The following is a 17,000-nucleotide window of genomic DNA, read 5'->3' on the forward strand; positions in this document are numbered from 1 at the left end:
CAATCAAGTTAAGGGTCAAATGTTAGAAATATCATAAAATATGCCAACGAATTCTAGGAAATAAGTAGGCTTTTCGTTTTTGTAGAAAGATTTTGTATGGAATAAGGGAGGGGGAGTGAATCAAAATTCATATGAGTTTCTTCTATTATATAGTGGTTTTCTGTTTAGCCCAAAAAATAATGCCGCCCATTGTTTGGAATGGACGGCATTTTTGAAAAATATTAAAGCATTTCTGAAGTTGTTTTTGCTTGCATATGCAGTTGTAGGTAGTCTGGTCCACCTGCTTTTGAGTCTGTACCTGACATGTTGAAGCCACCAAATGGTTGGTAGCCAACGATGGCACCTGTACAGCCACGGTTGAAGTAAAGGTTTCCTACATGGAATTCTTCACGTGCTTTTTCTAAGTTCACACGGTTTTTCGTGATGACTGCACCTGTTAAACCGTATTCTGTATCGTTCGCAATTTCAATTGCGTGATCGAAATCTTTTGCTTTTGCGATTGCTACCACTGGCCCGAAGATTTCTTCTTTCATAATACGTGCAGAAGGTTCTACGTCTGCGAATACAGTTGGCTGTACGAAGTAACCAACTGAATCATCTGCTGTACCACCAGCCACTAGACGACCTTCGCCTTTACCGATTTCGATGTATTCCGTAATTTTGTTGAATGCCGCTTGGTCAATAACTGTTGCCATGAAGTTGCTGAAATCTGTTGGATCTCCAACTGTTAAAGCATTTGTTAATTCTTCTACACGATTAACAACTTGCTCATATACATCTTCTACGATGACTGCACGAGAACATGCTGAACATTTTTGACCTGAGAAGCCAAATGCTGATTTGACGATTGATTGTGCAGCTAATTCTAAGTCTGCTTCTTTATCAACTACGATTGTATCTTTTCCGCCCATTTCAGCGATGACACGTTTAATCCAAATTTGACCATCATTTAATACAGAAGCACGTTGGTTGATACGTAAACCAACATCACGTGAACCTGTGAAGCTGATGAAGCGTGTTTTTGGATGATCGACTAAGTAGTCGCCTACTTCAGCACCAGAACCTGGTACGAAGTTCACGGCACCTGCTGGAAGACCTGCTTCTTCTAATACTTCGATAAATTTATACGCCACTACTGGTGTTGTAGAAGCTGGTTTTAATAAGACTGTGTTCCCTGTTACTAAAGCGGCCACTGTTGTACCAGCCATGATAGCAAATGGGAAGTTCCAAGGAGAAATAACGATACCGATTCCTAATGGAATATAGTCATAACGGTTGTATTCGCCTGGACGGCTTTCTACTGGTTGACCGCCTTTAATGCGTAGCATTTGACGACCATAGTATTCCAAGAAGTCGATTGCTTCCGCTGTATCTGCATCTGCCTCTGCCCAAGGTTTCCCTGCTTCTTTTGTTAATAATGCAGAGAATTCATGTTTACGACGACGAATAATAGCTGCTGCTTTGAACAAAACGTCAGCACGAATCGCAGGGTCAACTTTTTTCCATGTTTTGAATGTTTCATCCGCTGCTTGCATCGCTTTTTCAGCTAACTCTTTGCTTGCTTTTGACACACGGCCGATCACTTCTGTTTTCTTTGCAGGATTGTACGAAACAATTTTATCTTCTGTTGTAATGCGCTCGCCACCAATAATTAGTGGGTAGTCTTGACCTAAGTAACCTTCAACTTTATTTAAAGCCTCCACATAAGCATTGTAGTTTGCCTCTTGTGAAAAATCTGTGAATGGTTCGTGTTTGTATGGAATCATGTCAGTTTCCTCCCCATGGATAAGTGATGCCAAATGATTATGCACCTTTTAAGATTGTGATAATTATATAATGCAATATAATTTGGCATTTATCAACTCAAATCTTAAAATTTTTTCAATTTTTGCATCTGTTTTTCGTATTGGTGTTAGAATAAGCTTAATGGAATACAGGAGGACAAGATGGATAATAATGTACTACAAAGTATTTATAAATATGTCATTGAAAAAGGTGATATGGGAATTTGCGTCGTAGATACGGATGGCAAGTTGCTCATATATAATAAAAAAATGAGGGAATTAGAGGGTGTTAACGAAGATGAGTTTGAGGAAAGGCGAGCCTTAGAGATTATTGATTTTGAGATTGAAAAAAGTGATATTTATAAGGTCCTCAGCTCTGAAACACCCATTTACAATATTAAAAAAACGTATTGGAATAAAAAAAATCAAGAAGTGACCTATATAAGCAATATTTATCCGTTGCACTATGAAGGTGCTTTAGTGGGGGCTGTGGAATTTGCGCGAGATATTACACAGCTTGAATATATGATGTATCAGCCATTAAGAAGATATGGCGCACCATTGACATTTGATATTATCACCGCTGTATCACCAGTCATGAAGGATGTTATTGAAAAAGCAAAGATTGTAGCGCTAAGTAGAATGCCTGTTGTCTTAATAGGGGAATCAGGTACAGGCATTGATATGGTGGCTGAGGGAATTCATCATGATCTAAAGGTTCAAAATGATATGTTTATTGCTTTAATTTGCCGTCGAGACGAAAAAACGGTTTTAAAGCAATTTGAAAAATATATTATTGAAAAGGAAAAAATCACTTTTTTTGCAGAGCGTATCGAATATTTATCGCTTGAAGCACAGGAAAAGATTGTTGAGCTTTTTAATAATCACCCAAATCATCAGCATGTTCTAATCGCTAGTGTTGGCAAAGACCCAATTGATTTAATTCAAAAGCAAGAGCTATCTAAAAAGCTGTATCGACTTTTTTCTGGCATCACAATATATGTACCACCTTTACGAGAAAGAAAAGAGGATATCATGCCCTTTATCGATGACTATTTCAAACGGCATCGTGATAGCTTTGGCTCATCGATTCAAGGGCTTTCAGAAGAAGTACGTGAAACCTTTTTAAAATATGATTGGCCAGGTAATCTAAAGGAATTGGAAGTTCTATTGGATGAAATTACGTCGTTGATTACCAATGAAATGATTGTGGAGTCACATATGTTGCCTGTCCATTTCAAATGGAAAATCCAAAGCTCATGTGAGGAAACGAAAAAAGAAGTATCTACGAGTGACTTGTTTGTAATTAAAAATCAGCAGGATATTCGACCGTTAGACGTCTACATGAAAGAGGTAGAGGAGTACTATATTTCGAAGGCGTTAGATTTTCATCAGGGGAATATTTCTAAAACGGCTGCGGCATTGGGGATTCGTCGTCAAAGCTTACAATATCGTGTTAAAAACTATAAGCTCAATAAAAAAAGCGAAAACATTGATTAACGATGTTTTCGCTTTTATTGTTGATTTGATGGATAGACTCCCAAAAGTGACGGATAGAACTATCTAACTGACGGATAGAATCACTAAATTGATGGATAGAACTATCTAACTGATGGATAGCATCTAGCTTGTAATGATTATTTTCCTTTTTTTGAAAGGCGACCAAGAGCAAATGCCGCAGCTCCTAAGCCGATTGCCATATTTGTTTTTTTATTAAACACTTGTTTTGTCACAAGTGCCACATTTTGTGGGCGTTCTGCTAAACGGCGCATAAAGTAACCGTACCAATCGTTACCAAATGGTAGGTATGTGCAGAAGTTATAGCCTTCACGTGCAAGATCTAGCTGCATTTCTTTACGGAAACCATATAGCATTTGGAATTCGAATTTTTCATTTGGAATATTATGTTGCTTCACAAATTGTTTTACATGGTTAATAACATTATGGTCATGTGTAGCAATCGAAGTAAATTTACCATGTAATAAATGATACTCGATTAGTTTTAAATAGTTGCGATCAATATCACCTTTTGATTGATATGCTACATTTTCTGGCTCTTTGTAGGCACCTTTAACGATTCGTAATCGGAAGTTTTTGTATTTCTCAATATTTTCTTCTGACTCGAAGAAGTAAGCTTGAATAACTGTACCTACGTTATCAAACTCTTTGTGTAGCTCCTCTAATAGTTCAAAAGAGCTGTGTAAGCGTTCGTAGTTTTCCATATCGAAATTTACGAAAATGTTATATTGATGTGCCAGAGCCACGATTTCTTTTAAGTTTTCGTAGCAAAATGCATAATCAATATCTAAACCTAATTGAGAAGGCTTAAGGGAGATGTGAGCATCAAGCTTTTCATCATGAATAGCTTGAACAACAGCTAAAATATTATTTTTTGCAGCTGTTGCTTCTGATTTTTCGTAGACGAATTCGCCTAGATTATCGACTGTACATGAAATGTTGGCATTGTTTAATTCTCTAATCGATTGCACAACTTCAGGTAAGCTTGTTCCAGCAACTACACTTTGAGCACCCATTTTTAGACCATATTTTTGAGCAGCGCTATTTAATAATTTGTTTTCTGATAAGTAAATGAAAAAATCACGTAATACCATCATATGCCTCCAAAATTGAAAATTTTAAATTCTTGGCGATTATAACACTTTTTTTGAAAAGTAAAATGGCTAGATTTTTAGAAAAAAATTTTTTCAAGAAGCAATAAGGGGAGAAAACTATTGTATTGATTGACTTTTGAAAGTGAAAAAAACAAATAAAAAAATTTTTTTCAATAAAAGGAACTTTTCAAAATAATAGTTTTGAATTATGTTGAAAGGTATGTGTATTACACAAAGCATGTAATTGTTGAGGGAATTTTCTGATATTTAATTAAGGTGCTCAATTGATTTTTGAGTCCTTTTGGTATTTTAATATAATGTTAAAAGTAATTATCTTTAGAAGAAATTCTAAGATAATTACTTTTTTATTTCCATTATAAATATCATATTAATAGTAGTTCATAGTAAAAAAAAAGTGGGTGTATTATAATAGAATGGTGTATAATCATGGATAAAATATGTACAATTTGTGAAGATATAGTTACTTTTGATTTGTAATACTGAAGGCAATATGACTACTTTAAACTAAGATAAGGTGGAAAGTATGGCAAGAGGCAGAAAATTTAATTCAAATGGAGAGCGAAGCAAACAAATCTTACTTGAAAAAGCGATAGAGCTATTTTCTGATAAAGGTTATTATCAGACAAAAATTAGTGACATTGTAAAGGCTGCCAATGTAACACAGCCTACTTTTTATCTGTATTTTAAAAGCAAGGATGCCCTTTATAATGATTTAAATATACAATTCCAAAGTGGATTTTTGGAAGCGCTGGAAAGTCAATCAACTGAAATTGTTGAAAACGGCTTAATAGGATTTGTCACACTGTTAGAGCAAAAGTTATTAAACTTGTTCGTTTATATTACGGAAAATCCCAAATTGACAAAAATCGGTTTTATCGAATCAGAGCAATCCCATATAGTGAAAACACAACTGACACAGCAAATTATCCACCTAATTTATCTTCATGATTGCGACAAAGATTTGCAGATGTATAGTGTGGATATGAAAATAATGATAGACAGCTTAGTCGGATCAATGGAGCGACTCATCATAATTTATTTATTAGAGCAAAAAAGATTACCTGCTGATCTGGCAAATGATATTATACAATTATATTTTGGGAAAACAAAAGAAACGATATAAAAAATCCTCTCATCGATAAAATGTCTATCGATGAGAGGATTTTTTACTGATTTATTTTTATATGCTGATAGTAGCCTTTTTGACCCTTGCTATTTGCATGAATAAGTAGCATATATTCTTGATCTGCTACTAAAGGTTTTGCTGGGGTAACGACAAGTGTTTGCCCTTCAACTTTAGCAGTTATAGATACTTCATTTGCCCCTAAAGCAACTAGTTGAACGTGATCTTTAGCAATTTGTGAAGAAAGAACTGCAGGGATTTTCACACTTACTTTTTCTTTTGTTGCATTACTCTTTGCAGTAGATAACTTTCTATATTTTGGATACTGTTCCTTTAGAGCATCAAAATGTGCTTGGAAAATAGGAGCTGATGTTGTTTGTATATTTGGCTTAACCCCTACTTCGTGAATAGTCTGACTAGCAGGTCCTGTAAATTTACCGACTGTTAGCTTTAAATAACTTCCATCATGTAAGGTATAAAAGCCTTGCATAGCACCTTTTCCATAGGTTGTTTCACCATATAATATAGCCGCCTTTTGGTCTTTTAGTGAGGCGGAGAGCATTTCAGAAGCACTAGCACTATAGCGATTCACGAGAATACGAGTATTTTTAGGAAACTTTGTGTCTTGGTGAACTGCTGGTATCGTATAGGAGGCGTGTGCTTCCTCTAATAAATAGGCGATTTTAGCAGATGGGAATAATCCTGTCATTTCTTCCGCTGTTGTCACATAACCCCCACCATTATTTTGTAAATCCAATATGAACGATGTTGCACCACGTTGTTTTAAGTCAATAAGCGCTTTTTTGACAAGCTGTGCGCCATCTTCAGAAAAGGAAGCCAACGAAATATAGCCAACATGCCCAAACAGTAATTCAGATTGTACATTTGGTAATGTGAATTTTTTTCGTGTAATAGTTTTAGTCGTTGTCGTTTCATTATTATGCTTGATTGTAACCTTCACTTGGGTCCCTTCATTACCGATTAAGAGGGAAGAGGTTTCTTGTGTAGAGCGACCAATAATAGATTCACCATTAACGGCAATGATGATATCTCCAGCCTTAATACCAGCTTCAAAGGCGCCGCTACCTTCAATTACTTGTAAAATATGAATCCCATCTTCGTGTTCTTCAATTATAACACCAATCCCAATTGTTGATAGGTTAATGCTATTCATATAATCCTCAAATTCTTGCTTTGTAAAATAAGTGGAATATGGATCAAGCATCTCCATGATTTCTGAGATGGACGTGGCTTTCTCTAAGTTTCCATCGATTGTTCCAACATAAGTATTTTTAATGATCTCCTTAATTTCCTTCATAAGCTGTTGATCATTACTTGCAGCATGAGTAGCCGTGAAAGGAATTAGAAAGAAGGCTAGAACAAATACAAACGACCACATTAATTTTTTCATTGGACACCTCTTTTCTAGAACTCGAAAAAGGAATGCACCATGCTCATTAGGCGTTTAATGGATGGATACATTTTACAATTGAGTCTCTATTTTTATTATACATGAGCTGTAGGAATTGTGGGGGGATTAAATAAGATAAAAGAATCTGCTTGTTATGAACAACAAGCAGATTCCAATAAATTATTTCGCTGAGGCGTTATTAGTTAGCTTATGAATCATAATGCCAATAAAGGCGCCAACTATGGCTGGTAAAAGCCATCCTAAATTTTGCTCATACAGAGGCAATGCTTTTAGCATGTTTTCATACGGCGCGATTTCTACCTTCATTTCTTTTAAGCCACCGTAAAGGCTAACAAGGAAAGTTGGAATGAGCGCTAAAATATAAACAATTTGTCCACCTTTAAAGAAATGGTCCGCTAATGATAATACCATCAATACCATCGCCAGTGGATAAATGATTAACAGTACAGGTAAAGATGCACTAATAATTGTTGAAAGACCAACATTTGTAATAGCTGCACTAATAATAGTGAAGACAATCAAAAATGTCTTGTACGAGATTTTTGGGAAGAGCTTGTGGAAATATTGGGCATTAGCAGTTAATAAACCGACAGCCGTTGATATACAAGCTAGTAAAATAGTAGCAGACAAAATAATACTTCCAAGACTACCAAAAAGCACTTCCGCTGATTTTGCAATAATATCTCCGCCATTGGCAGAGGCACCAATTGCAGTAATACTTGTATTCCCAATATGACCGAGTGAGATATAAACAAAAGATAAACCTATAGCTGCAACCACACCAGCAAAAATCGTCGTATTAACTTGCTTTTTCTTATCTGTCATGCCCATATCACGTAAAGCTTGTAAAATAACGATACCGAAAACAAGTGCACTTAGAACATCCATTGTTAAGTACCCTTGTACAAAGCCTTCAGCAAAAGGAGAGCTAATATATTTTCCTGCTGCTTCCCCTGGTTCTCCCATTGGAGAGATAAAGCTTTTGACAGCGAGCAATAAAATAACTAGAAGCAGGGCAGGTGTTAAGATTTTTCCTACTCGATCGACAAGCTTCGAAGGGTTAATAGAGAGATAAAGAATTAGGGCGAAAAATAAAATAGATGTGATTAAAAGCGGCGCCCAATGCCCCTTCATCGCTTCAGGAAGGAACGGTGCAATCCCTATTTCATAGGACACAGATCCAGTTCGCGGTACAGCGAAGAACGGTCCAATGGCTAAATAAACAATGGATGTAAAGATTACGCCAAAAGCAGGGCTAACACGATTGGCAAGCAGCTGTAAATCGCCTCCTGCTTTGGCGACAGCAACGATAGCTAATAGTGGTAAACCGACACCTGTTATTAAGAAACCGATCATAGCAACTGTGATATTTTCACCTGCTTGTTGACCTAATAACGGTGGAAAAATAATATTCCCAGCACCCAAGAATAAGGCAAATAATAGCAATCCTACTGCTAAATTTCCTTTGATGAAATGCAAGATGTTTTTCATAAGTATAAAAACTCCTTTAAGATTGAAAAGATAAAACTTTCTAAAAATTTTAAATACAGAAGTGTATGTTATCATAGGAACAAGAATCTGGCAATGAATATATTATTGCAATATAGTCGGATTTTGTCGTATTCTATAGGATTACTAAAATGTTTGAAAAATAGTCAGTATTTCCGATTTTTCATGAAGCAGTTATCTAGTATGATAGACACACAAGGAAATATTCTAGCACGAACGGAGGCAATTTGGTATGCAAAAGACAAAAAAATGGAGAATTCTTGTTTTAAGTACTATCGCAACTTCATTTTTAGCACTACAAACAGCAGAAGCAGCAACTTACACCGTACAAAAAGGCGATACTTTATCCAAAATCGCGCAACATCATCAAGTTACGATTGAGGATATTATGAAGTGGAATAATCTATCGAAAGATACGATTTTTGTAGCTCAAAAGCTTGAAATTCAAAAGCAAACAACGAGTGAGGGGACAAAATCTTCAACCCCATCAACATCTGTCAAACCTACTGCTGGCTCTCATACAGTAGCGAAAGGTGACACATTATCAAAAATTGCAAAGCAATATAATGTGTCAATTAAAGATATACAGGAATGGAACAAGCTTGAGAAAGACATAATTTACATTGGACAAGTACTAACGATTTCTTCAGGAGCCGTGAAACCCGGGGGCGAATCTATACATAATAATGTGACTTCAGATACGGGCACACCATCCAAAGTGACAGATAAAGATCCTACAGCAAATGGACAAGCTATTTATAAAAAAACAGTTGAAGTGGCAAATACATTGGTTGGGACACCCTACTTATACGGTGGTAATACGCCAGTGGGTCTTGACTGCAGTGGGTTTATTTTCTATGCCTTTAATCAAGGCGGATTAAAAATAGGAAGAACAAGTAGTGAGGGGTATTTTAATGGCAACACAACACTTGTGGAAAACCCAGTACCAGGAGATCTAGTTTTCTTTGAAAATACATATAAAGAAGGTATTTCTCATATGGGCATTTATATTGGGGATAATAAATTCATCCACGCGGGCACAGATGGCGTAGAAATTTCAGATGTTACTTACACTTACTGGTCTTCTAAACTAGTAGCTTATAAACGTTTTGATAGTGTGAAATAAAAAAGGAGTGATTTTTGCTTACGCAGAAATCACTTTTTATATGACATAAACAAACCCCCTTCTTAACGAAAGAAGGGGGTTTTGATGTTATTGTGTAACACGCGCTGTCCAACGGGAGAGATCAGCATCATTTGCATCAACAAGCTCTGCTGGGAAAACAAATGTCCAAGGCTTAGTTGAGTTTGGTTGCACAGTTAAGATTGGGTCCATTTTAAATGAACCTTTGGCAATTTGTTTGCCTGTTGCATCAATAATTTCTAATGGCAATTGTTCAAGATTAATTGCTTTATTGTGGCCATTGCGGATAAAGATCGATACATTTAAATTACCATTTTCAGCTAGCTTTGCCTGTAAACCTGTGAAGTTTACCTCTGTTTCGCCTAGCTCTGGTAATGTTTTAACGATTTTTTCAAGCTCCTCTTTTTGAGCTGCTGGTAATTGCTTTTCCCAAGATGGATCAAGCTCTAATTGGTGTCCGCGAAGGGAAACAAGGTTAAAGGCAATTTTCCAGCCTTCTTCAGGAACCTCATCAACTTTGATGGTAGACTTGTCAAATTCGAATACCCATGGACGAGCACTTTCTGCTGGAATTGTGCCAAGTGCTTTAAAATCGAATTTTTTAGATGCTACAAGCTCATCATTTTTATCCATAATGAATAGTTCGATTTCACCTAGCTCAATCGCTTGTGGTAAAGATGAACGGAAAAATGCACGTACTAACCATTTTCCACCACGACCTTCTTCAATACTAATAGAAGATAAAGATAATTGATTTGGTTTCAATGGTTCTAGCTCATTAGCAAGGAAGTTAAAGATATATTTTTGCTCCTGAGGTACGTCCCATTCTGGATGGAAAGAAAGCTTTGTTTCAACATCACGGTTTTCACCTTTATTTGTAGAAACAGTACCTAGCAAGTCTTTTGAGTCAATTGTGTTTTCTTGAACGATTTTGTCTGATTTTTTAAAGAATGAAAATAAGCCCATTATTGTTCCTCCTGCTGTGCTTCAATTGTTTTCATGAAGCTTGTAATTTCTATAATGATTGAACGACGTAGTTCTTGGAAATTTTTACCGAACAATTCCAGTCCTTCACGTTGGTAAATTCGCATCGGATCTTCTTGTTGATAATGACGTAAGCCTATTCCTTCTTTTAAATGCGCCATGGCTTCCAAATGTCTTACCCAGCCACTATCGATGTAGCTAAGCATAACTTGAGGGATAGCTTGAAGTATTTGCTCATTTTCAGAGAATTTTTCGATTTTATTAAGTAGTTCTAGTTCAGATGGTTCGATATCTGCTAGTATCTGTTTAATTCTTCCGACCTCACGATCGATTGTGACAGGCGTAATAAATAGTGAGTTTAATGTTTGCTCCATACGATCATAATCCCATTCGATAGAAGAAACATCTTCTGGTGCAGCATCACGAACAGCAAAATCAACTGTTTCACGTAGCATTTTTTTCAGCTCGCCCATTAAGTCCTCACCAGCTAAAATTTTGTCACGTAATCCATAAAGAACCGTGCGTTGATCATTAATAACATCATCTAGTTTTAAGTTGTATTCACGCATGCCGTATTGAGAACCTTCCACAATGCGCTGCGTGCGATCAATAAGCTCCTGCACCTCTTTGTTTTGAATAATGCCATTTTCATCTGTGACCATTTTTGCAGAGAATTTTTCAACTTCTTCTTTTGCGTAACGGCGGAACATATCATCTTCAATAGAGAGAATGAAGCGGCTTTCGCCTATGTCTCCTTGACGACCCGAACGACCACGTAACTGATTATCTACACGTCGACTTTCATGCTTTTCTGTACCCATTACATATAAACCACCAAGATCATGCACTTCTTCACCTAGCACGATATCTGTACCACGACCAGCCATATTTGTTGCTACAGTAATACGACCTTTTTGACCTGCTTGTGAAATAAGCTCTACTTCTTGCTCTACGGTTTTTGCATTGAGTAATTGGAAAGTTAATTTTTCTTTTTTTAGATAATCAGCAACCGTTTCGGACTGTAAGATTGATGTTGTACCAATGAGAATTGGTTGACCTTTTTCATGACGTTTTTTAGTCTCAGCTGCAACATATTTATATTTTGCCTCTTGGGTGCTAAAAATAATATCAGGCTGATCGACACGTTGACGTGGACGGTTGGTTGGAATTTGCACAACTTCCATACCGTACACTTCTCGAATTTCCTTTTCCTGTGTTTTCGCTGTACCCGTCATCCCGGAAAGTCTCGGATACATACGGAAATAGTTTTGAATTGTAATTTGCGCCATTGATTTATTTTCATCCGTGATGGTAACGCCCTCTTTGGCTTCAATTGCTTGATGTAAGCCATCAGAGAGTGAGCGACCTTCTAAAATACGGCCAGTAAACATATCAACAAGCTCAATTTTGTCGTTTTTAACGATGTAATCTACATCACGTTTAAACATGACGTGTGCACGAACTGCTTGAATCACATAATGGAAAAGTGTTTGATGTTCTAAATCATACAGATTATCAATATTGAAGGCAGCCTCAACCTTTTCAATACCTTTGTCTGTTAAGGAAGTAGCTTTTGTTTCTTCATCAAAATCATAATCTTCCTCGACTTTGAAACGTTTGGCTAGCATGGCAGCAATTTGATGTAATTCGTTATTCGATGCCATTTTACCTGCGATAATGAGAGGTGTTTTGGCCTCATCAATCAGGACACTATCTACTTCATCAATAATGGCAAAGTGATATGGTCGTTGAACCTTATCTGCCAAGCTATGGGCCATATTATCACGTAAGTAATCGAAACCGAATTCAGTTCCAACACCGTATGTAATATCTGCGTTGTAAGCTAATTTTTTTTCATCTTGCTCCATCATCGGTACATTTAAACCAACAGTTAAGCCAAGGAACCGATGGATTTGACCAACTAACTCATAGTCTCGTTTTGCAAGGTAATCATTTACTGTGATAACGTGAACGCCTTTACCTTCTAATGCTCGTACATAAGAGGGAAGGGAAGCAACGAGTGTTTTACCTTCACCTGTAGGCATTTCAGCGATATTGCCTTCAGTCAATACAAGACCACCGATAAGCTGTACATCAAAATGACGCATACCTAATACACGCTTTGAGGCTTCGCGAACAACTGCAAAGGCGTCCGGGATGATTGATGTAATAGGCTCACCTTGTTCTAATTGATTTTTGAAAATAAAAGTCATTTCTCTTAATTCAGCATCTGACTTGTTAACATACGTTTCTTCAAGATTATTAATTTGATCTACTATTTTATAGTAGCGCTTTAATTGACGAGCACTAGTTTGCTCTTTGTTACTTTTGAAAATTGAGAACATGAAATATACGCTCCTTTAAAGTTGTCTACATGCTAGACACTTCATTATTTTATCAAATTTTGCGAATGGTGACTACAATTGACTGTATAGGAATCTATGAATGCTAAAATGTACAAAATATTTGTGAAATCGTGGAAAATGTTTAGAAAAAGTATATTTCAATGCTTGTTCATGCTATAATCAATTTGGATTTCAATGTAGATTATTTATTTGAGGAGGAGAGACATGCTTTACGTGTCTTTAATAGCAGCGTTCGTTGCATCCATTTTGTTAACTCCATTAGTGAAACGTTTAGCGTTTAGAATAGGTGCTGTTGATGCACCAAACTACCGAAAAGTACATGCTCGAATTATGCCAAGACTTGGCGGCTTAGCCATTTTCCTTGCGTTTATAATTGGTGTGACGATTTTATATTCATTTTTAATCCATACTAAACATGGTAGTCCCGAATCTTTGTTAGCAATCATTATAGGTGCTTGTATTATCGTTGCCACTGGTGTTATTGACGATATGCGTGAGATTTCTGCCAAGGCAAAGATGATTGGTCAGCTAGGTGCCGCACTAATTGTTGTTTTTGTAGGTGGAATTCAAATTGAAATGGTTAATTTACCATTCTTAGGTACATTAGACTTTGGTTTACTAAGTATCCCATTAACAATTATTTGGATTGTTGGGGTTACAAATGCTATTAATTTAATTGATGGCTTAGATGGCCTAGCAGCAGGTGTTTCTACAATTGCACTCATTACATTAGCAATCATGGCGTTTATTATGAGCAATATGTTTGTTTTAGCGCTAGCAGCCATTTTAGCCGTAGCTTCACTTGGTTTCTTATTTTATAATTTCCACCCAGCGAAAATTTTTATGGGTGATACAGGGGCATTGTTCCTCGGATTTATGATTTCCGTGTTGGCATTACTTGGTTTTAAAAATGTTGCATTCGTAGCTTTAATCATTCCAATTATTATTCTTGGTGTACCGATTTCTGATACATTCTTTGCGATTGTTCGTCGTGTACGCATGAAGAAGAAATGGTCTGATCCAGATAAATCTCACTTACACCACCGTTTACTGGATATGGGCTTTACACATCGTCAAACTGTATTAATTATTTATGGCATCGCGATGATGTTTGGATTAGCAGCGATCATCTTCTCTATGGCAAAATTATGGGGAGCTATTTTACTTGTAGCTGTTATTTTAACAGCCATTGAAATCTTTGTTGAGGTCATTGGGCTAGCAGGTAAAAACTATAGACCATTATTAAACTTTGTACGGATTTTCAGTAAATAAAACGAAAGCAATCATACATTTTGTATGATTGCTCAGACTGTAGATAAACTCAAAAAAATTGAGTTTATCTACAGTCTTTTTTTATTAAAACCGTCGATTGATGCTAAAGGCGGGGGCGAGCTGCTTCCCTCGCTTTGTTATTGCCACTACTTCGCACCAATCAGCTTCTACATAAAATACTTCATCGTGAACGATTAGAGATGTTAACGATCGATTAATAAGTACCTAAGAAGCATTTAGTACGAAAATGAAAGAAATCGCAACGAATATGGCGTATTGCCAATATAACCATGCATCACAATGTACAGAAAATAACTCATTCAACACCATATTTGGGAATTATATTTAGAGGAAGCTGAACATTTACGACATTCCTATGACAGCAAACCAATTTATGCAAAGCGCAAAGAGACGATTGAATGTGTCTTTGCGGACGCGAAGCAAAAGCATGGATTGTGATGGAAAAACCTTAAGAGATCTAAAAACATTGTTCATGCAGGTGAGGCTTACTTTTGCTATCAAAGAAACTGGCTACTTGGACGTGCAGCTTAAGAGAGCGCTTCTCAATGTCATTCTTATTGATAAGCATAAATAGCAACTTTGAGTGAACTATTACTGACGGACATTACCATTAGAATGTATAATGGAAAGGGAGGAAAGCTAAAATAGGCTTGTTTAACTAGTTCATGACAGGGTAAATGAAAAGAGCAGTTTAATCATTGGGGAAGTAATATAAAAAGCCCCTAGACAAGATGGCTTGTCTAAGGGCTTTGGAAAGTCATTACTGGTTATTCAACGGCTGAATTATCATCGCTTGCAGCACTGTCTGTTCCTGAAGTATTGCCACTTGTTAGGCTTGATGAACTTTCATTCCGTCCAAGATGGTTATTGAAGATTTCCTTCACTTCATCTACAGAATCCTGATTTAACTGATAATAATATATACCAGTAGACATGTCATCTGTACCATCCAATGTTAAAGAGTCGATACGTGGAGCACCTTTTGATAAATAAGATATGAAGGATTTCATTTCAGTGAATGTCATATCTGTTTTCATGTTATCACCAAGGGCTTTAATGACATCATCATACTTTGTGATGGAACCAACAGAAGCAACTTTTTTGATAATAGCTGAAAGAATTTCTTGTTGACGTTTACCACGCTCAATATCACTATCTTGCTTACGTGTTCTTGCAAGGGCAAGAGCCTCACTACCGTTTAAATGCTGTAAGCCTGGCTGTAAATTGATTGTGAATTTATCAAATTCATCTAATTCGTGTAAAGCATAAGGTACCTCTGCTTCAATACCACCGAGTGCATCGACAACGTCAATGAAGGCATTGAAGTTCATACGCACATAATAGTCGATTGGAATGTCAAATAGTTGTTCTACTGTTTCGATAGTAGTAAGTGTTCCACCCATTGCATGAGCATGAGTAATTTTATCTTTATAACCGACCTTAGGAATATAAACGTAAGAATCACGAGGAATACTTAACATTTTAATTGTATGTGTTTTGTTATTTAACGTAGCTAAAATAAGTGCATCGGAACGTGAGTTTTCAGAACCCTGTCCACGATTATCACTATCATCAACCCCGACAAATAAAATAGATACATTATCATGTACTGGCTCTACTTTTTCTTCTCGCTGAGTAGAAACCTGTCGACCTTCTAATTCCTCGTATGCTGAGTTTGCAGCATGCTCTACCTGTTTTGTAAGGTAAACACCATAAGCCGTTACACAAATCACCAAGCTGGCAACTAATAGTAGTGTAACTTTTATAATTAAGGAAGCTTTAGAAGATCTTTTTTTGTACGGTTTAACAGATCTTTTTTTCATATTAGATATATTCTCCTCTAATTATTGGGAATAATAATGCGATAAAGCTAAATTTTATTCAATTACAATAAAGCAAACGAATGGTCAATAAAAATAGCCTAACAAAAAAATTATACTATGCATATTTAGTTTCGACAATTAAAACTATTTATTTGACAATAAATTCTATAAATTGAGCATCTTCGAATGTAATGGATGCTTGTCCATTTGTGATTTCTGTAATCCAATTTCGGAACTGCTCTTCTTCCTCTTTTAACACAGAAGTAATGATTTCGACACCCTCTAAATACCGTATTTCCTCTAAAGAGTAAGATGAACCTCTTATTTCATTTTCGACTTTCCCTAGCCATGTGTAATCAATGGCTACCTTCATGAAATGATGAAGTTTACGTTCAACTACTTGTGCAGCAATGAGACCCTCTGTTGTCGCTTTCCCGTAAGCACGAATGAGACCACCGCCACCGAGCTTAATACCTCCAAAATAGCGAGTAACTACGACGACCGTATCTTTTAAGCCTTGTTTTTTTAAGACCTCTAACATAGGGACGCCAGCCGTACCACTAGGTTCCCCGTCATCATTCGCTTTTTGAATATGATCATGCTCACCAATAATATAGGCTGAGCAGTTATGTGTTGCATTATGATGCATTTTTTTTATACGATCTATAAAGGAAATTGCATCCTCTTCCGTTTCTGCACGTTCTATATAAGTGAGAAAGCGGGATTTGGAAATAACAATTTCGCTTTCACCATATCCTTTTACTGTTAAATAGTTTTCTCTCATCCGTATCAATCTCCTTTTAATTAGAGTTCTATTCTATAATTTTCGTGTAGAAAAAGCATTAAATTTTAGCATGGTAATGCTATAATGGGTGTAGACTATGGAATATATGAAATTGGTCTATTAAA

At 36.4% G+C, this 17,000-nt stretch carries 12 protein-coding genes and 1 pseudogene; 5 read left to right on the top strand and 8 right to left on the bottom strand.

The genetic code is table 11. The features are described from left to right. Positions 1 to 221: 221 nt before the first annotated feature. On the bottom strand, positions 222 to 1,766 hold the full coding sequence (gene pruA / locus MHI04_RS03025; protein WP_036119871.1) for an L-glutamate gamma-semialdehyde dehydrogenase: 1,545 nt from the start codon (positions 1,764 to 1,766) through the stop codon (positions 222 to 224). A gap of 180 nt (positions 1,767 to 1,946) precedes the next feature. On the opposite strand from pruA, the gene MHI04_RS03030 reads away from it, so the two are divergent. After that, entirely contained in the window at positions 1,947 to 3,284 is a 1,338-nt protein-coding gene (locus MHI04_RS03030) for a helix-turn-helix domain-containing protein (RefSeq protein WP_342535334.1), read from the top strand. Between the two features lie 137 nt (positions 3,285 to 3,421). Here the strand turns inward: MHI04_RS03030 and MHI04_RS03035 are convergent, their stop codons facing one another. Beyond that, complete coding sequence (locus MHI04_RS03035; protein WP_058843863.1) at positions 3,422 to 4,396, bottom strand: proline dehydrogenase family protein; 975 nt, start codon at positions 4,394 to 4,396, stop codon at positions 3,422 to 3,424. 544 nt (positions 4,397 to 4,940) lie between these two features. On the opposite strand from MHI04_RS03035, the gene MHI04_RS03040 reads away from it, so the two are divergent. Beyond that, positions 4,941 to 5,540 carry a TetR/AcrR family transcriptional regulator gene (locus tag MHI04_RS03040; RefSeq protein ID WP_036121135.1) on the top strand — a complete coding sequence of 200 codons (600 nt, stop codon included), beginning with the start codon at positions 4,941 to 4,943 and terminating at the stop codon, positions 5,538 to 5,540. A gap of 43 nt (positions 5,541 to 5,583) precedes the next feature. On the opposite strand, the gene MHI04_RS03045 is transcribed toward MHI04_RS03040, so the two are convergent. Beyond that, positions 5,584 to 6,951 (bottom strand): S41 family peptidase, encoded by a 1,368-nt coding sequence (locus tag MHI04_RS03045; protein ID WP_342535335.1) that lies wholly within the window; start codon positions 6,949 to 6,951, stop codon positions 5,584 to 5,586. Positions 6,952 to 7,131: 180 nt separating this feature from the next. Further along, a complete protein-coding gene (brnQ, locus tag MHI04_RS03050; protein WP_340812562.1) occupies positions 7,132 to 8,463 on the bottom strand; it encodes a branched-chain amino acid transport system II carrier protein in 1,332 nt (443 codons plus the stop codon). 250 nt (positions 8,464 to 8,713) lie between these two features. On the opposite strand from brnQ, the gene MHI04_RS03055 reads away from it, so the two are divergent. Next, a complete protein-coding gene (locus MHI04_RS03055) occupies positions 8,714 to 9,607 on the top strand; it encodes a LysM peptidoglycan-binding domain-containing protein (protein ID WP_342535336.1) in 894 nt (297 codons plus the stop codon). An 87-nt stretch (positions 9,608 to 9,694) separates the two neighbouring features. Here MHI04_RS03055 and MHI04_RS03060 read toward each other — a convergent pair whose 3' ends face one another. Next, positions 9,695 to 10,591, bottom strand: coding sequence for an accessory Sec system S-layer assembly protein (locus tag MHI04_RS03060; protein ID WP_036121124.1), 897 nt, complete (start codon positions 10,589 to 10,591; stop codon positions 9,695 to 9,697). Beyond that, positions 10,591 to 12,954 carry an accessory Sec system translocase SecA2 gene (secA2, locus tag MHI04_RS03065; protein ID WP_036121120.1) on the bottom strand — a complete coding sequence of 788 codons (2,364 nt, stop codon included), beginning with the start codon at positions 12,952 to 12,954 and terminating at the stop codon, positions 10,591 to 10,593. The genes MHI04_RS03060 and secA2 overlap by 1 nt, the downstream gene beginning before the upstream one ends. A gap of 225 nt (positions 12,955 to 13,179) precedes the next feature. Between secA2 and MHI04_RS03070 the strand changes: the two genes are divergently transcribed. Together MHI04_RS03070 and MHI04_RS03075 are read left to right on the top strand one after the other, a co-directional pair. Continuing rightward, positions 13,180 to 14,247: an MraY family glycosyltransferase gene (locus tag MHI04_RS03070; protein WP_036121117.1), complete on the top strand. Its 1,068-nt coding sequence runs from the start codon at positions 13,180 to 13,182 to the stop codon at positions 14,245 to 14,247. 295 nt (positions 14,248 to 14,542) lie between these two features. Continuing rightward, a pseudogene (locus MHI04_RS03075) lies at positions 14,543 to 14,855 on the top strand (transposase); the annotation flags it as partial. 180 nt (positions 14,856 to 15,035) lie between these two features. Here MHI04_RS03075 and MHI04_RS03080 read toward each other — a convergent pair. Further along, entirely contained in the window at positions 15,036 to 16,091 is a 1,056-nt protein-coding gene (locus MHI04_RS03080) for an LCP family protein (RefSeq protein WP_036121114.1), read from the bottom strand. A gap of 148 nt (positions 16,092 to 16,239) precedes the next feature. Continuing rightward, positions 16,240 to 16,875: a YigZ family protein gene (locus tag MHI04_RS03085; RefSeq protein WP_036121111.1), complete on the bottom strand. Its 636-nt coding sequence runs from the start codon at positions 16,873 to 16,875 to the stop codon at positions 16,240 to 16,242. Positions 16,876 to 17,000 lie beyond the last annotated feature (125 nt).

The organism is Lysinibacillus sp. FSL K6-1151, from assembly GCF_038630755.1.
Classification (GTDB): Bacteria; Bacillota; Bacilli; order Bacillales_A; family Planococcaceae; genus Lysinibacillus; species Lysinibacillus fusiformis_D.